The sequence below is a fragment of the Arhodomonas sp. AD133 genome, assembly GCF_051195215.1.
Taxonomy (GTDB): Bacteria; Pseudomonadota; Gammaproteobacteria; order Nitrococcales; family Nitrococcaceae; genus Arhodomonas.
This window is the reverse complement of the sequence record NZ_JBNAZM010000026.1, coordinates 53,334-68,547: the sequence shown is the minus strand read 5'-3', so window position 1 is coordinate 68,547 and position 15,214 is coordinate 53,334. Positions and strand designations below refer to the sequence as shown.

Here is a 15,214-nt window from a genome sequence, read left to right as displayed (position 1 = left end):
ACGGCGCGCCTCGCGCCTTGCCCCATCGGCGCACAGACCGGCTGACGCATGACAATACTTCTGAGAAGATTAGTATGAGCCGCTGGTGTCGAGGACGTGCCGCCGGCTCCGGGACGGCCGTCGTCTCTCTCGGTTGCCGAAGCGTGCACTGGCGCGTTCATCCCGGCCGCTGTGTCAGGCGCAGGCCCTGGCCGCTGACGTTGCCGCTGGCTTCGACAACCGTGGTGCCTTCCGGGTTGGCGAGGCCGAGGGTGCGGGCGAGCCGGCGGCCGGCGGTGGCCGCTTCCTCGCGGGGCTGAACTGTGAGGCGCGCCTCGAAATCGCCGTCGGGGGTGAGCGTTACCGTGCCGCCGAGTGCCAGCGGGCCACCATCGCCGCGGAGCTCGCCGCGTACGCCGCCACCCTCGTGGGGGGTCAGCCGCAGGGCCAGATTGCCCAGAGCGTGCTCGTCACCGAGGCGCACGCGGGCGTTCTGCCAGGTCACCAGGCCGTCGGCACTGACCAGCTGCCGGTTCTCGAGCCGCAACGAGCGGACCACCGCATCCACGCGTCCATCGGCGAATGCTGCGAGTCCCGTTCGGCGGATCCAGGCGAGAAGGGTGTCCACGTCGATGTTGCCGCGGGCGTCGCTCACCGTGACCGCACGACTCGCGGAGAGCGTGACATCGCCGGAGAGCTCGCCGTCGGGCGTTCGGGCCTTCGCGCTCAGGTGTGCCTTGCCGGTGAGCAATGCCGCCGGGTGCAGCTGCCAGGTGAGCCCGTCCACTCGATGTCCCCTGACGGTTACGGCCTCGGCGCCGCCTGTCCACAGGTTGCCGTGCAGTCCGTAAGCCCGGGCAGGTACACGGTCTCCGGCAAGGTGCCAGGCGACATCCGCCGGCAGCGTTGCCGCAAGCGAAGCCGCATAAACCAGCAGGAAGGCCACGACGAGCACTACGATACGCAGCCAGCGTTTCATGAACCGGCTCCCCGCAGAACGAGGCGGGCGTCGACCCGGCCGGAGTCGTCGCTCGCCTGGATCGACGCGGACTCAACGGTAATGCCGTAGCGTTTCCGGACGCCCGCCAGCCAGATGGTGATACGGTCGAAGGGCGCGTCACGGAGCGCGACCCGTACCTGGTCGTCGCCGGAGGGTTCCACCTGGTCGATGGCGTCGCCGAGCCCGGCCTCGCGGGCGCTCTCGTCGGCCAGGGCGTAAAGCGCCCGCCGGGGCTGGCTGGCGCTGGTGTCGGTGTCGCCACGGCGCTGTCGCAGTTGCCGGGCTTGTGCGGCGGCGGCCCGCATCCATTGCAGGTCGGTGCGTTGCTGGGCGACCTGTTCGCGCAGCTCCGGCAGTGCCGCGCGTGGTGGCAGCCACACCAGGAAGTAGAACAGAACGATGACGAGCGCCGCGCCGCCCAGGCTCAGAGTACGGCGCTCGCGCGGCTGCAGCTCCGCCCACCACTGTTTCATGCCTCACCCTCCACGGTGAGCCGGCCGATGACGTGGTCGCGCTCGTTGCGTGCCGAGCGAACCTCAACCGTCAGGCCTTCGCCGGTGAGGCGCTGTTTGAGCGCGTCCAGGACCTGGAGGTCCGGTGCCGACACCTGTATTTCCAGACCTCCACCACGATAGGCGAGGGCGGTGAGCTCGATGCGCTCGTTCGCCAGTCCGGGAGTCAGTTGTGCGAGTAGCGGCAGCATTCCGCCAGAGGGCGTATCGTCGCCGCTGCGCAGTGCGGCGAGGCGGCTTTCCATTTGCCGGCGCGGGTAGACCGGGGTGCCGGCCTCCGGGAAAGTGTCGCCGAAAATGCGCGCGATGGCCGCCTGCTGCTCCTCGGCGGTGGCGGCGAGTTGCCAGCGTTGCAGCCAGGCGTGCCCCGTGTCGGCGATGATGACGGCGGCGAGGAGCACAGCCGCGGCGCGCCAGGTCCGCCACCATCGATGCGCCTGGCTCGCGCCGCCCCAGCTCGCGGGGCGCAGGCCGATGGCGTGGCGGCTGTCCAGGTGCTCGGCGAACACCGCCAGCGGATCGCTGACGCGATAGCGTTCGGGCTCGGGGGCGACCTCCGGCAGTTGCAGCGTCGCCGTCTCGCTCAGATAGACGACCAGTCGCGGCGGCGCGTCGTCGCCGGCTTCGGTGAGTGCGGCTTCGAGGAACAGGGCGAGTGCATCGGCGTCGCAGGCGAACCCGGTCTGCAGGCCGGTACGGACCCACGCCCGGTGGTCGTCGACCAGGATCGTCCAGGCGTGCTCGTGACGCGGTAGCGCCAGGTAATCCGGGTAGATGTCCTCGGCCTGCACGCCGGCGTCGTCGAGCTGCTCGCGCCACGCGGCCAATGCCTGCTCCGAGACAACGGCGACGTGCACCATGCCCTCGGCATCGCGCTCCCCGATGGCGAAGTGAAGCGCGTCAACGTCCTCGCTGAGCTGATCCTCCAGGGCCCAGGGCACAGCCTGGGCGACCCGCTGGCGGCCGCGTACGGGTATGTGAACCCGGGTGGTGAGGACTTCCGTGCCCGGTGCGAGGGCCAGTACGCGGCGCTCACGAGCCGCTGCCGCGAGTGTCTCGCCTTCCGGGGCGGCCATGGGCGAGCCCTGGGCGTCGAGGCAACGCCACGACAGTGGCGTGTCCGGGTCGCCGGTCAAATGGACTATCAAACGTGGGCGCATGGGTTCTAGGGCCTGTTGACAGATCCCGAGCGATGCCCACCCCGCGCCGGTTGCTTGCCGGTGTGGGCATGGCGGGTCGCCGATAACGCGTGGGTCATGTCTCGACCGTCTGTCTGCGCGACAGGGCAGCGTGGAACATTGGGGCTCCTTCCCTCGATCGGTCGCAACGACGACGCATTGTCACCGAAATCCCTGGGCTCGCCAATGGTTCATGGCATGGTCGTGCCGCGATAGAGCACCCGCAGCGGTCCATTACCAGGGCGATGCACTACAGAGTACATGGTGGTGCGAACCCGGCCCAGCTCCACTGTGGAGGTCACCAGGAAGTACTCGCTTGCCACGCGCAGCCACTCCTGAGGCAGTTCCGGCTGGGCGAATGCGGGAACCTCCCGCAGGATCTCCGAAACGCTCGCGAATGCCTCGTCGGATCGGGCGCTGATGAGGCGTTCGGCATCGGCCTTGCCGATGGCCGGGTGCAACGCCTCGAGTACCGTTGCGGGGGCGGTGTTGAGGTTGACGCCGCGGGCCTCCAGGGGCAGCGCGACGACCACGTCGCGCAGCGCATCAATCGCGTCGGGCTCGACACCACGCAGCAGGCGCAATTCCGACACGCCCGCCAGAGGCGCGTTCGCACTGCGGTAGGCCGGAGTCTGACGCGTGTAGAAGTCGTCCTCGGCGCCATCGGGGAAGCGTGGCTGGAGGTCCTCGTCCGCCCAGTCGGCAAGTGCGGGTGCGAAGCTCGTTGCCGCCTCCGGGGCGGAGGCGGCAACGAGCCGCGTGAGGATGCCGTCCACGCGCTCGACGCGTGTGGCCTCCTCACCGGCCAGGGCATTGACGTTGATGCGCCCCTGGAGGTCGGTCACCGCGATCCGGATGGTCGCCGCGCCTTCGTTCACCGGAGGCAGTGCGCCCGACCAGACGTCATTGGCGCCGTCGGTGTCGTTCTCGTTGCGGTCCTGGGCGAGCAGCGCCAATGCCACGGTTTCCCCGGCTAGCGCGTACTGCCATGCCTGGCCGTCGGCGAGCACGTTCTGTGTGCGGCGGATGGCCAGGTACTGATCGGAGAGCATGGCCGTCGCCGCAGTGGTCGCCAACGCCACCACCAGCAAAGCCGTTATCAATGCGACGCCACGTTGCCGGCATCTCATGGCAGCAGGAACACTCGCTGGATGTCGCCGTAGTCCTCGTGGGTGATGCGGATCGCGACCGCGCGGGGCAGTTCCGGTGCCTCGCTGTCGGTGCGTGCTGGCGGCCACTGGTCCTGCCAGTCCTCGCCCAGGAAGCGAAAGCTCAGATCCTCGACGCCATCGAGCAGTGCATTTTCGCTGACATCGGGCTCGAACGGACTGTCCACCGCGCGCCACGAATAGCGCACCAGGCTTTCGTCGTCGAGGCCGTAGGCAATGCGCTGGTAGGCGCTGCGCTGCAGGTCCAGTGGGTTGGCACGGCCACCGCGCACCAGCATCAGACGCTGACCGTCGCGGTGCATGGGTGGCTGGCGGTCGCCGAGCTGGTCGCGGTAGGGGCGGTCGGCGGCGTGGCGGAAATCGCGCGCGAGCACGGTGAACGCGGTTTGCAACGCACCCAGCCGCTCGGCTTCCGCGCTGACCCGGTTGCGGCTCGCGAGCACCGCTTCCAACCCGCCATAGGCGATTACCGAGACGATGCCGAAGACCGCCACCGCCACCAGCAGCTCCAGCAGCGTGAATCCGCGCGTGCGGCTCATGGCGTGATCTCCGGGTCGCGGAGCACGCCCTGGACCGTGGTGATGACCTGCTCTTTGTCGTCCGGGGCGGCCACGCTCACCCGCACGCGGCGAACGTGTTCGAATTGCGTTTCCTCCACCACGATCGTCAGCGGCCATTCGCGGCCGGCGAAGGCTCGCTCGTCCGTGCTGCGCCCGGTGGACCACGCCCCCCCCGCCTGCATCTCGGTGAGCTGATTGTCGGCGATCCAGTGCGCGAACGTTCGCTCACGCAGGTCGCTGGCGGATTCGGCGGTGACCGTGGCCGCCTGCACCGCGGCGGCGAGGGCGATGGCGAGCACACTGAGCGCGACCAGTACCTCGACCAGGGTGAACCCCCGGCTGCCCGGCTGTGGCGGGCATTCAGTCTTCAGGCCGGCGCAGCTCGAATGCACCGTTGAGTCTCCCTTCGATGATCCAGGCGCCGCCGCGTTCGGCGCTCAGGGTGGCGGTAAACGGCGTTGCCTCGCCGCTCGGGTAGAGCACGACCGTCGGGCGGTCGCCATTGTCGTCTTCATCCGCGTCCTCGCCGTCGCCTTCGTCGTCGTCCCCGTCTTCGTCTGCCGTCGCGGGCAGATCCTCGAGTGTGACCGAAAGCCGCAACTGGGACGGCAACTCCGTCGCCGCGAGGGCGCGGTCGTTGTCCAGCGGTGCCCACGCATCGTCTTCCCCGGGCAGGAGGAACCGGTAGCCGTCCGCGGCGAAGGCCACGCCCACCGCTTGCCCGCGCAACACGCTTTCCTCGCGTGCGAGCGCGAGCCGTGCGTGGAGGCGTTCGGCGGCCTCGCTCGCGGCGCGCTCGCCGGGCTCGCGCAGCTGCAGCACCGAGAGCGTGAGGACAATACCGACGATGACGAGCACCACCAGGAGCTCGATCAGCGTGAAACCGCGCTGGCGCGGCATGGGTCAGTCGGACTGCTTGTCGCGGTTGCTGATGTCCGAGTTGGGCCCGTTGCCGCCCGGGCGGCCATCCGCGCCGAGCGTGACGATTTCCACGCGCCCGTCAGTGTCCTGTGGGCCCAGGTACTGGTAGGGATTGCCCCACGGATCGCTGGGGAGCTCGCGGAGGTAGCCGCCGGACTGCCAGTTCTCGGGCTCCGGGGCGCTTTGCGGTTTTTCCACGAGTGCCTTCAGACCCTGCTCGCTGGTGGGGTAGCGGAAATTGTCGAGCTTGTACATCTCGAGCGCGTTCTCGATGGTGCGCAGATCGTGCCGCGCCTTCGTCAGCCGGGCCTCTTCCGGATTGTCCATGATGTTGGGCACGGCGAACGCCACGAGGATGCCGAGGATCACGATCACGACCATGATCTCGATGAGGGTGAAGCCCCGCTGTCCATAGCGGCTGAGATGACGGCGGACGGTGTGTTTGGACACTGGTGGTTGCCTCCTTGGGGTCAGCGCCCGACAAGCTGGTTGAGCTCGAAGATGGGTAGCATTATGGACAGTACGATCGTCAAAACGATCCCGCCCATCACGACGATGAGCAGCGGCTCGAACAGGGCGAGCAGGGTACCGATGAGGCCATCGATCTCGCGCTCCTGGCTGTGAGCGGCGCGTTCGAGCATGCCCTCCAGGTTGCCGCTGCCCTCGCCGCTGGCGACCAGGTGAACGGTCATGGGCGGGAACTGGCCGCTGTTCTCCAGGGCACGGGCGATGGCCGTGCCCTCGCGTATGCGCGAGGCCGCGCCGCTGACCGCCTCGCGCATGGGCAGGTTCGCGATCACGCCCGCGGATATGCGCAGGCCTTCGAGAACGGGCACGCCGCTGCCCATGAGGATGCTGAACGTGCGTGCGAAACGCGCCGTGTTGAGACTGCGGGTGAGCCGGCCGATCAGGGGCAGGCGCAGCAGCACGGCGTGGACGCGACGGCGGAATCCCTCGCGGCGCATCGAGGCGGCGAATCCGATGGCGATGCCTATAACGGCGACCAACAACAACGGTCCCCAGGCACGCAGGAAGTCACTGGTGGCGATTAGCCCCCGGGTGAGCATCGGCAGCGTCTGGCCGGTATCGGCGAACACCCGGGTGACCTTGGGCACGACGTACGTGAGCAGCAGTGAAACCACGCCGATGGAAATGATCACCAGGGCAATCGGGTAGATCAACGCCTGTTGGATGCGCTGGCGCATCTGCTGGCGCTTTTCCACATAGTCGGCGAGGCGCTCGAGCACGGTGTCCAGATGGCCGGTCTGCTCGCCGGCGGCCACCGTGGCACGGTAAAGCTCGTTGAACACGCGCGGGAATTCCGCGAGCCCGTCGGCGAGGGTGTGACCTTCGACCACGCGCGCACGCACGCCGGTGACCAGGTTGCGCACGCTCTGTCGCTCGCTCTGACGGGAGACGGCTCGCAGTGATTCTTCCAGCGGCGTGCCCGATCCCACCAGCGTTGCGAGCTGGCGCGTGAGCAGAGTGAGCTCGCCGGCGCGGATGCGCGAGCGCCGCCGCGCGATCCCGCCACCGCGGCGGCGCTCGCGCACCTCGTCCACCGCCATCGGTATCCAGCCGCGGTCACGCAGCTGCTGGCGCACCTGCCGGGCGCTGTCGCCTTCGAGGACGCCGTTGTGCTCCTTGCCGCCCCCGTCCAGGGCGTTGTATTCGAATGCGGCCATAGTACGGCGGTGCCGAGTTCCGTGTTTCGCGTTTCAGGTTTCGGGAGTGGGGGCCGGGGTCGGTGTCGCGACGACGGTTGGCGTCGTGAAACGCGGCACTCGAAATCCGGAACCCGTAACGGCGGTCACGACTCTGTCGTGACCCGTACCACTTCCTCCAGCGTGGTCTCACCGTCGAGGACGCGGCGGACGCCGTCGCTGCGCAGGCTCGGGGTGCGCGTGCGGGCGTGCGCTTCCATGGCCTGCTCGCCGGCGCCGTCGTGGATCTGCGTGCGCAGCGTCTCGTCCACCACTACCAGCTCGAACAGGCCGCTGCGTCCGCGATAGCCCAGGCCGTTGCATGCCTCGCAGCCCACGGCGCGGTAAAGCGTCGGCGGGCTCGTGGGGTCCACCCCCAGTGATCCGCATTCGGCGTCATTCGCGGTGTAGGGCTCCCGGCAGGACGGGCAGAGCCGCCGCACCAGGCGCTGGGCGAGCACGCCCACCAGGCTCGAGGAGAGCAGGAACGGCTCCACGCCCATGTCACGCAGCCGCGTCACCGCGCCGATGGCGGTGTTGGTGTGCAGCGTCGACAGCACCATGTGGCCGGTGAGCGAGGCTTGCACCGCGATCTCCGCGGTCTCCAGATCGCGGATCTCGCCAACCATGACCACGTCCGGATCCTGGCGCAGTATGGCACGCAGCCCGCGGGCGAAGGTCATGTCCACGCGCGTGTTCACCTGCGTCTGGCCCACGCCGTCGAGATAGTACTCGATCGGGTCCTCGACCGTGAGAATGTTGCGGCTGCGCTCGTTCAGGCGTGTGAGCGCGGCGTAAAGCGTGGTGGTCTTGCCCGAGCCGGTCGGGCCGGTGACCAGCAGGATGCCGTGGGGCCGGTGGACGAGGGCGTCGATCTCCCTGCGGGAGGCATCGTCCATGCCCAGGTGTTCCAGGTCCAGGCGTCCGGCCTGTTTATCGAGCAGGCGTAGCACCACGCGTTCGCCATGGCCGCCGGGCAGGGTCGAGACACGCACGTCCACCGCGCGCCCGGCGATGCGCAACGAGATGCGGCCGTCCTGGGGGACGCGCTTCTCGGCGATGTCGAGCCGGGCCATGACCTTGATGCGCGAGACCAGCAGCGGCGCCATGCTGCGTGGCGGCTGCAATACTTCCCGGAGCACGCCGTCGACCCGGAAGCGTACTGTCAGCCGGCTCTCGAAGGGTTCGATGTGCACGTCGGAGGCGCCCTCACGAATGGCTTCGGTGAGCAGCGCATTGATGAGCCGGATGATCGGCGCGTCGTCCTCGCTTTCGAGGAGATCTTCCGGCTCGGGCATGGATTCGGCGATCCGCGAGAGGTCCAGGTCGTCGCCCAGATCCTCCATGGCCTGCATGGTCTCGCCGGAGGTGGTTTCGTAGGCCTCCTGGAGCAGCGCCTCGAAGCGGTCGGCGTCCAGACGCTCCACGTGCATGGGCACGCCCAGGCTGCGGCGCAGATCGGCGAGCACCGTCAGCGGCGCCCCCGGCCGACAAATGACGCGGGCGCCGTGCTCGTCGACCTCCCGCACGAGTACTCCGTGGCGCCGAGCGAAGCCGAACGACGGCCGGTGAGGGCCCTCGCCGGGATCCGCGTCGCGTTCGTCGTGGCGGAGCAGTTCCTCGTGGTCCATTGCGGTCTCGGGCCCTAGCCGGCTTGGGCGGTGAACGGTGGCGGCAGCTCGGGTTTCTCCAGCGGCGGCAACACCGGTGCCGTCTTGTCCGGCAGCAGATCCACACCGCGGTCACGCTGGGCCTTCTGGGTGTCGCGCATCTGCTTGTACTTATCGCTCGCGTAACGGGTCATGGTCGCCTCGTCGCGAACGATGCGCGGACGCAGGAAAACCATCAGGTTGCGCTTCTCGCTGTCGGAGGAGCGGTAGCGGAAGAGCTCGCCGAGGCCGGGGATATCCCCGAGCAGCGGCACCTTGCGCTCGGTCTCGCGCACCTGCTCGTCGATCAGCCCTCCCAGGACCACGAGTTTCCCGCTGTCCACCAGCACGCTGGTGGTGATCGCCCGCTTGTCGGTGATGAGGTCCACCGCCTGGGTGCTCTGGGAAACGCTGGAGACTTCCTGCTCGATCTCCAGCAGCACCGAGTTGCCCTCGTTGATCTGGGGTTTGACCTTGAGGATCAGGCCAACGTCCTTGCGCTCGATGGTCTGGAAGGGGTTCACGCCGGAGCCGCCGTCGCCCGTTTCCGAGAACGAGCCGGTGACGAACGGGACGTTCTGGGCGACGGTGATCTCGGCCTCCTGGTTGTCCAGCGTCACCAGCGACGGTGTCGAGAGAATGTTGGTGTCGGCGTTGCTTGCCAGCGCGCGCAGCAGCGCGGCGAAGCGCACGCCGCCGGCGAGGTCCCCCACCGCGAGGTTGAGACCCTGGCCGACGTTCGGGGTCTCGTCCCGGCTGAGCGAGTTGATGATGCCGCCGAGGCTGTCGCCACCACTGACGGTGGAATTACCGAAGCTGGTCCCTCCGACTGCGGAGTCGCTGTCACCCGAGCCATCGATAGCCCACTGGAAACCGAGCTCGGCGGCGGTATCCGCGGAAACCTCGGCGATAGCCGCCTCGATGACCACCTGCGCGCGGCGTACGTCGAGCTTGTCGATCACCGCGCGCAGTTCCTGCTGAATCTGCGGGGGCGCGCTGATGACCAGGGAATTGGTGGTCTCGTCCGGCTGGATGCTGACCTCGCCGTCCTCACCTGTGGCCGGCGCCTGACCCTCGCCATTTTGCTCCTTCTGCGCGCGAATGTTCTCGCTAACGCCCTGAAGCACCTCGGCGAGGTCGGTGGCCTTGGCGAAGTTGAGATAGACCACCTGGGTGTTGCCGGCGTCGGCCTGGAGCGGCGTGTCGAGTCGGGCGACGAGTGCGCGCAGACGCAACCGTTCCTCCTCGGGGCCGGCGAGGATGATGCTGTTGGTGCGCGGGTCTGCGGCAATCTGCACGCTGGCGCCACCACCACCGCCCTGAGCCTGATTCTGGCGCAATTGCTGGAGCAGCTGGACCATGTCCTCGCTCGTGGCGTGCTCAAGGTCGATGACCTCGATCTCAGCGGAGCCGGCGCGGTCGATGCGCTGGACGATGCCTGCCAGGCGCTCCACGTTGGCCGCGTGATCGGAGATGATCAGCACGTTGGTGGGTGGATAAGCGGCGAAGTGGCCCTGCTGCGGGATCAGCGGCCTGAGGATGGGCACTAGCTGGGCGACGGGGACATTCTGCACGCGCAGTACGCGTGTGACGATCTCGTCCCCGCCGATGGCGTCGCCGTCCTCGGTGCCGAGCTGGCGGGCGTTGATATCGGGCACGATCTTGGTGATCTCGCCCGAGGGAATCGCCGAAAAGCCGTGAACCTGGAGAATCGACAGGAAAACCTTGTAGAGCTCGTCGGCATTCATCGGGCGCTTGGATACCACGGTCACCTGGGCCTGGACGCGGGGGTCGACCACGAAGTTACGACCGGTGACCTCGGCGACCGTGTTGATCAGCGCCGACAATTCGGCATCCTTGAGGTTGAGTGTGATCTGTTCCTGCGCCTGCACGGCCGGTGCGGCGAGAACGAGAAGTGCAACTGCGGCGGCGAGGCCGCGCAGCGGGTCGAGTAGCGACGTCGCGGAGCGCATGTTCATCCCTGGTTGCCGAAATCAAGCACCACTTGGCGCCGATTGCCGTTGCGAGTGACGGTGAGTGTAACGCGGCTGGCGTTGCCGAGGCGCTGCAGCGCGCGCATCGCCGCCTGTTGATTCTCGAGAGCGATGCCGTCGATGGAGGTGACCACGTCACCGCTCTCCAGTCCCGCCGCGCTCAACAGTTCCCGGTTGCCGCCCTCGATTCGGAAGCCGGTGAGGTTGCCGTTGGCGTCGCGCACGGGAACCGGCTGCAGCATCCGCTGAAGCGCGCCGGGGTCGCGACGCAGCCGGTCGCGATAGCGCTGGAGCGAGCCGTCGCCCGCCGTCTGCCTATTGCCCGAGGGCGATTGCGTGGCAGTCTCGGTACCGGCGCCGAGACTATCCTCCGGCAGATTGAGTGCTTCGTGGCGACCGTTGCGCATGAGAATCACGCGATCACCGTAAATGGCATCGATCACGGCACCGCCGGGAAGCTCGTCGCCATGTCGGAACAGGGCATCGGGGTCGCCGCCGGCGGCGATGATGGCCAGGCCGGAAGTGCCGTCATCGCCGGCGAGCACGCCACGGAGGGTTAGGTCGAGCTGCGTCTCGGGCGCTTCGCGCGGCGTCGCCGTCTCTTCCTTCTCGGCCGTCGCTTCGCCGAACAGGTGCGCGGAGGCAATGCGCTGGTAGTCGGGTCCGGTATCGCCGGAACCGCCGGCGTCGTCGAGGGACAGCGCCGGCGGCGGTGGCGGTTCCGTGTCCGCGTCGGGCCACAGCAGCCAGCTCAGGCGAGCCGCCTGCCAGGCGAGCGCCATGGTGGCGGCCACGGTCACGACCGCGGCCACCCGGGCGCCCGTGCGCGAGGCGGGATCGAAAGATGGTGTCATTGCCGATAGTGCCAATGCGGGCTGCTCCGTGGGGGATGTCCGTTTCCCGTGGCCGCTGCGAGCCTGATTGCGCGAGCTTAAGGAACGCGGCTGCGCCGCTGCAAGCTGGCTGGTACTAGCGGTAGCCCATAATCGGTGGAAGCCGGCGCAACACGTGACCGGCCCCGCGGGTGATGAGCCGACTGTCGTGCACCGGTGTCACCACCTTAGTACCAATCGTGACACCAATGCTAACAGGTCGCGCGTCAGGACTCCGAGGTGAGCGGGCATCCCGTCTCTCGCGGGTCGCGGAATGCCGTGCCCCGGGGAACCGTCTCGAGCACTTCGAGATAGTCACCGGTACGCTCGATGTCCATCGGTTGCTTTACTTCGACGAGGAGCATGTCGTGGAGCATGCGGCTGTTCGCGAGCACGCGACCGTCGCTGGTGAACACGCCATCGTCCACCGGCCGGGCGCGCATGGCCGCCATCACCCGTTCGCCTTCGTCCGTCCCGGCGGCGGCCACAGCTTCCAGGTAGTGGCGCGTCGCCGAGTATACGCCTGCCTGCGGCGAAGTCGGCGGGCTGCCGTGACGGCGCAGGAAGCGCTGGGACCACTCTCGTGCACGGGCGTCACGGTTCCAGTAGAAGCTCGTCGCGAAGCGCAGACCAGTGGTGACGTAGACCCCGAGGCTTCGCACGTCGGTGATGTAGAACTCGATCGCCACCGGTGCGACATCCTTCATCTGCAGCCCCTGGGCATAACTCTGACGCAGCGCGAGCTGCGTGTCCTCGCCGGCGTTGGCCAGACCGAGCACGTCCGCCGGGGAGGCTGCTGCCTCGTTTACCGCCTCGGCCATCGCTTCGGGGCCTGCCGGGCTGGGGATCACGCTTTCGCCCACCACCTCGCCGCCATTGGCCGTGACCACCGCGGCGACCTGGTCCCTGAGGTCATGGCCGAAATTGTAGTCGGCGGTGACGAAGTACCAGCGACGGGCGCCGCGTTCCACCAGGCTGGTGGCGACGGACTGGGCGAGCGCATGGGTATTGAACCCCCACTGGACGGCGAGCGGGGAGCAGTTCTCGTCATTGAATGCAGTGCTCGAAGGGGCGCTGTGCAGGGTGACGATGCCGTGTTTCTCGGCGAAGCGTTGGACCGCCAGCGCCGTGTTGGAAGCCGACAGGCCCACTACCATGTCCACTGGTGTTTCCGCGTGGGTTTCGCGCAGGCGCCGGACAGCGACGTCCGGATCCAGCTCCGAATCCCTCGTCAGCACCTCCACAGGTGTGCCGGCGACCGTTCGCTCGAGCGCTTCGGCGGCCATCTCCGCGGCTGCGACCGAGCCCTGGCCGGTGAAGTCGGAATAAGTGCCCGATAGGTTGGTGAGAACCAGCACGCGCACCACGCCATCGGACATGGCAGCGGCGGCAGAGCCGGTCATCGTGGCCAGCAATGCCAGGGCCCACACGGAGCCACGCAGTCTCCCTTGCTTCATGGTGCCCCCTCCTGCTCGCGGTGTCGGAATGCTGTTGTCGTTATCCAGCCTTCGAGCGGATGCCCGAACGGCTTGAGCTCAATGTAACCCCGGGCCGCTCGCGAACGCGAGCGCACGACGAGTTCATGTTCGCCCGCGCGCGCCCCGACCCTAGCTGCTTCATGGGTGCGGTAAGCCGGGAGTCGGGCAAGCCGTTCGGGCCAGTAACGATCGAGGCCATTGACACCGATGGGGGGCACCGCTATCGTTAGCTCCCAGATCGGCACAGCGTGCCTCCCCCGTTTCCCGCATCAGTCGGTCGTTTCCGCACTACTATTATCCTTAAGTCGACGGACAGCCCTGCTATATCCATGCGTTTCCAGCGAGGAATCCCTGGAGGTCCCAAGTCGTGAGTGCAGACATCGTGCATGCCTCGGACGAGACATTCGAACGCGAGGTGCTCAATGCCAGCGAACCCGTGCTGGTGGACTACTGGGCCGAATGGTGCGGCCCGTGCAAGATGATCGCACCGATACTCGACGAGGTCGCTGGCGCCTACGGGGCGCAGCTGAAGGTCGTCAAGCTCAATATCGACGAGAATCCGGAAACACCGCCGCGCTATGGTATCCGCGGCATTCCCACGCTGATGCTCTTCAAGAACGGTAATGTGGAGGCCACAAAGGTGGGCGCGCTGTCCAAGTCGCAGCTGACCGCGTTCATCGACAGCAATCTCTGAAGCCGGGACGGCCGGCGCCCCGCCGTAAGCCGTCCATCCTGAAATCTCCGAATCCCCGCCTGCCGGTCACCGGTCGCCACCATTGAGACGAAGGTCCGGAACGGATTGCCGATGGCTAGCGCGGGGGGACACAGCCCATGAAGCAGTAGGCGATGAATCTCACGGAACTCAAGCAAAAACCCGCGACCGAGCTGGTTGAGATCGCGCAGTCGCTCGGTATCGAGGGGATGGCGCGCAACCGCAAGCAGGACGTCATCTTCTCGATCCTCAAGGCCCAGGCGAAGAAGGGCGAGGACATCTGGGGGGATGGCGTACTGGAAATTCTCCAGGACGGCTTCGGCTTTCTGCGCTCGGCGGATAGCTCCTATCTCGCAGGCCCGGATGACATTTACGTCTCGCCCAGCCAGATCCGACGCTTCAGCCTGCGAACGGGGGACACGATCGCGGGCAAGATTCGGCCGCCCAAGGAAGGTGAGCGGTACTTCGCTCTGCTCAAGGTCAACGAGATCAATTTCGAGAAGCCCGAAGCGGCCAAGCACAAGGTCCTCTTCGAGAACCTCACGCCCCTTTTCGCCAAGGAGCGTATGGTCATGGAGCGTGGCAACGGCTCCACCGAGGATCTGACCGCGCGGGTCATCGATCTCACCGCGCCCATCGGCAAGGGGCAGCGCGGGCTCATCGTCTCACCGCCCAAGGCGGGCAAGACGATGTTGCTGCAGAACATCGCCCAGTCCATCACCAGTAACTATCCCGAGTGCTACGTGATCGTGCTGCTCATCGACGAGCGACCCGAGGAGGTCACGGAGATGCAGCGCACGGTACGCGGCGAGGTGGTGTCCTCGACGTTCGACGAGCCGGCGAACCGGCACGTGCAGGTCGCCGAGATGGTGATCGAGAAGGCCAAGCGGCTCGTGGAGCACAAGAAGGATGTGGTCATTCTCCTCGACTCCATCACCCGGCTCGCGCGTGCCTACAATACCGTGGTGCCTTCCTCCGGCAAGGTGCTCACCGGTGGTGTGGACGCCAACGCGCTGCATCGGCCGAAGCGCTTCTTCGGCGCGGCACGAAACGTCGAGGAGGGTGGCAGCCTCACCATCATCGCGACCTCGCTGGTGGAAACCGGCTCGCGCATGGACGACGTGATCTACGAGGAGTTCAAGGGCACCGGTAACATGGAGATCCACCTGGATCGCCGGATCTCCGAGAAACGCATCTACCCGGCGATTAACATCAATCGCTCCGGTACCCGCCGCGAGGAGCTCCTCATGTCGCCGGAGGAGCTGCAAAAGGTCTGGATTCTGCGCAAGCTGCTCCATCCGATGGACGAGCTCGCTGCCATCGAGTTCCTGCTCGACAAGCTCAAGGACACCAAGACCAACGGGGAGTTCTTCGACTACATGAAGCGGTAGGTCGAAGACCGATAAGAAGAAGGAAGGCTCGGGACGCGCCGGGGTGCCGGGCGCCCCGGAGCGCGTTGTGTCGTCCCGAAGCAGCTTCGAGAAGAC

Annotated in this window: 15 protein-coding genes; 2 read left to right on the top strand and 13 right to left on the bottom strand. The window is 67.2% G+C overall.

Features of this window, described 5'->3' with window-relative positions:
- Positions 1-157: 157 nt before the first annotated feature.
- The 13 genes from gspN to ACPEES_RS14420 all read right to left on the bottom strand — a co-directional run bounded on the left by gspN (position 158) and on the right by ACPEES_RS14420 (position 12,994).
- A complete protein-coding gene (gene gspN, locus ACPEES_RS14480) occupies positions 158-958 on the bottom strand; it encodes a type II secretion system protein N (protein ID WP_435104232.1) in 801 nt (266 codons plus the stop codon).
- The gene (gene gspM, locus ACPEES_RS14475; RefSeq protein WP_435104231.1) at positions 955-1,452 is read right to left on the bottom strand and encodes a type II secretion system protein GspM; all 498 of its coding nucleotides are present in this window, start codon (positions 1,450-1,452) and stop codon (positions 955-957) included. Before gspM ends, gspN begins: the two co-directional genes overlap by 4 nt.
- Complete coding sequence (gene gspL, locus ACPEES_RS14470; RefSeq protein ID WP_435104230.1) at positions 1,449-2,651, bottom strand: type II secretion system protein GspL; 1,203 nt, start codon at positions 2,649-2,651, stop codon at positions 1,449-1,451. Before gspL ends, gspM begins: the two co-directional genes overlap by 4 nt.
- A gap of 209 nt (positions 2,652-2,860) precedes the next feature.
- Positions 2,861-3,799 (bottom strand): type II secretion system minor pseudopilin GspK, encoded by a 939-nt coding sequence (gspK, locus tag ACPEES_RS14465; RefSeq protein ID WP_435104229.1) that lies wholly within the window; start codon positions 3,797-3,799, stop codon positions 2,861-2,863.
- Positions 3,796-4,377, bottom strand: a complete 582-nt coding sequence (gspJ, locus tag ACPEES_RS14460; RefSeq protein ID WP_435104228.1) for a type II secretion system minor pseudopilin GspJ — start codon at positions 4,375-4,377, stop codon at positions 3,796-3,798. The genes gspK and gspJ overlap by 4 nt, the downstream gene beginning before the upstream one ends.
- A complete protein-coding gene (gene gspI, locus ACPEES_RS14455; protein WP_435104227.1) occupies positions 4,374-4,790 on the bottom strand; it encodes a type II secretion system minor pseudopilin GspI in 417 nt (138 codons plus the stop codon). The genes gspJ and gspI overlap by 4 nt, the downstream gene beginning before the upstream one ends.
- The gene (gene gspH, locus ACPEES_RS14450; protein ID WP_435104226.1) at positions 4,759-5,298 is read right to left on the bottom strand and encodes a type II secretion system minor pseudopilin GspH; all 540 of its coding nucleotides are present in this window, start codon (positions 5,296-5,298) and stop codon (positions 4,759-4,761) included. Before gspH ends, gspI begins: the two co-directional genes overlap by 32 nt.
- Positions 5,299-5,301: 3 nt before the next feature.
- Positions 5,302-5,769 (bottom strand): type II secretion system major pseudopilin GspG, encoded by a 468-nt coding sequence (gspG, locus tag ACPEES_RS14445; RefSeq protein ID WP_435104225.1) that lies wholly within the window; start codon positions 5,767-5,769, stop codon positions 5,302-5,304.
- A 20-nt stretch (positions 5,770-5,789) separates the two neighbouring features.
- Positions 5,790-7,004 carry a type II secretion system inner membrane protein GspF gene (gene gspF, locus ACPEES_RS14440; protein ID WP_435104224.1) on the bottom strand — a complete coding sequence of 405 codons (1,215 nt, stop codon included), beginning with the start codon at positions 7,002-7,004 and terminating at the stop codon, positions 5,790-5,792.
- A 125-nt stretch (positions 7,005-7,129) separates the two neighbouring features.
- The gene (gene gspE / locus ACPEES_RS14435; protein WP_435104223.1) at positions 7,130-8,653 is read right to left on the bottom strand and encodes a type II secretion system ATPase GspE; all 1,524 of its coding nucleotides are present in this window, start codon (positions 8,651-8,653) and stop codon (positions 7,130-7,132) included.
- A 14-nt stretch (positions 8,654-8,667) separates the two neighbouring features.
- On the bottom strand, positions 8,668-10,644 hold the full coding sequence (gspD, locus tag ACPEES_RS14430) for a type II secretion system secretin GspD (RefSeq protein ID WP_435104222.1): 1,977 nt from the start codon (positions 10,642-10,644) through the stop codon (positions 8,668-8,670).
- A 2-nt stretch (positions 10,645-10,646) separates the two neighbouring features.
- Positions 10,647-11,519 (bottom strand): type II secretion system protein GspC, encoded by an 873-nt coding sequence (gene gspC / locus ACPEES_RS14425; protein WP_435104221.1) that lies wholly within the window; start codon positions 11,517-11,519, stop codon positions 10,647-10,649.
- A gap of 245 nt (positions 11,520-11,764) precedes the next feature.
- On the bottom strand, positions 11,765-12,994 hold the full coding sequence (locus ACPEES_RS14420; protein ID WP_435104220.1) for an ABC transporter substrate-binding protein: 1,230 nt from the start codon (positions 12,992-12,994) through the stop codon (positions 11,765-11,767).
- Positions 12,995-13,382: 388 nt separating this feature from the next.
- On the opposite strand from ACPEES_RS14420, the gene trxA reads away from it, so the two are divergent.
- Entirely contained in the window at positions 13,383-13,709 is a 327-nt protein-coding gene (gene trxA, locus ACPEES_RS14415; protein ID WP_435104219.1) for a thioredoxin TrxA, read from the top strand.
- A gap of 152 nt (positions 13,710-13,861) precedes the next feature.
- Positions 13,862-15,118 carry a transcription termination factor Rho gene (gene rho, locus ACPEES_RS14410; RefSeq protein WP_435104218.1) on the top strand — a complete coding sequence of 419 codons (1,257 nt, stop codon included), beginning with the start codon at positions 13,862-13,864 and terminating at the stop codon, positions 15,116-15,118.
- Positions 15,119-15,214 lie beyond the last annotated feature (96 nt).

What these genes read in the sequence shown, in the direction of transcription:
- gspD (WP_435104222.1), bottom strand. Translation starts at nt 10,644, where the DNA reads ATGCGCTCCGCGACGTCGCTACTCGACCCGCTGCGCGGCCTCGCCGCC.
- gspE (WP_435104223.1), bottom strand. Translation starts at nt 8,653, where the DNA reads ATGGACCACGAGGAACTGCTCCGCCACGACGAACGCGACGCGGATCCC.
- gspM (WP_435104231.1), bottom strand. Translation starts at nt 1,452, where the DNA reads ATGAAACAGTGGTGGGCGGAGCTGCAGCCGCGCGAGCGCCGTACTCTG.
- gspN (WP_435104232.1), bottom strand. Translation starts at nt 958, where the DNA reads ATGAAACGCTGGCTGCGTATCGTAGTGCTCGTCGTGGCCTTCCTGCTG.
- gspK (WP_435104229.1), bottom strand. Translation starts at nt 3,799, where the DNA reads ATGAGATGCCGGCAACGTGGCGTCGCATTGATAACGGCTTTGCTGGTG.
- gspC (WP_435104221.1), bottom strand. Translation starts at nt 11,519, where the DNA reads ATGACACCATCTTTCGATCCCGCCTCGCGCACGGGCGCCCGGGTGGCC.
- gspH (WP_435104226.1), bottom strand. Translation starts at nt 5,298, where the DNA reads ATGCCGCGCCAGCGCGGTTTCACGCTGATCGAGCTCCTGGTGGTGCTC.
- gspL (WP_435104230.1), bottom strand. Translation starts at nt 2,651, where the DNA reads ATGCGCCCACGTTTGATAGTCCATTTGACCGGCGACCCGGACACGCCA.
- rho (WP_435104218.1), top strand. Translation starts at nt 13,862, where the DNA reads ATGAATCTCACGGAACTCAAGCAAAAACCCGCGACCGAGCTGGTTGAG.
- gspF (WP_435104224.1), bottom strand. Translation starts at nt 7,004, where the DNA reads ATGGCCGCATTCGAATACAACGCCCTGGACGGGGGCGGCAAGGAGCAC.
- ACPEES_RS14420 (WP_435104220.1), bottom strand. Translation starts at nt 12,994, where the DNA reads ATGAAGCAAGGGAGACTGCGTGGCTCCGTGTGGGCCCTGGCATTGCTG.
- gspJ (WP_435104228.1), bottom strand. Translation starts at nt 4,377, where the DNA reads ATGAGCCGCACGCGCGGATTCACGCTGCTGGAGCTGCTGGTGGCGGTG.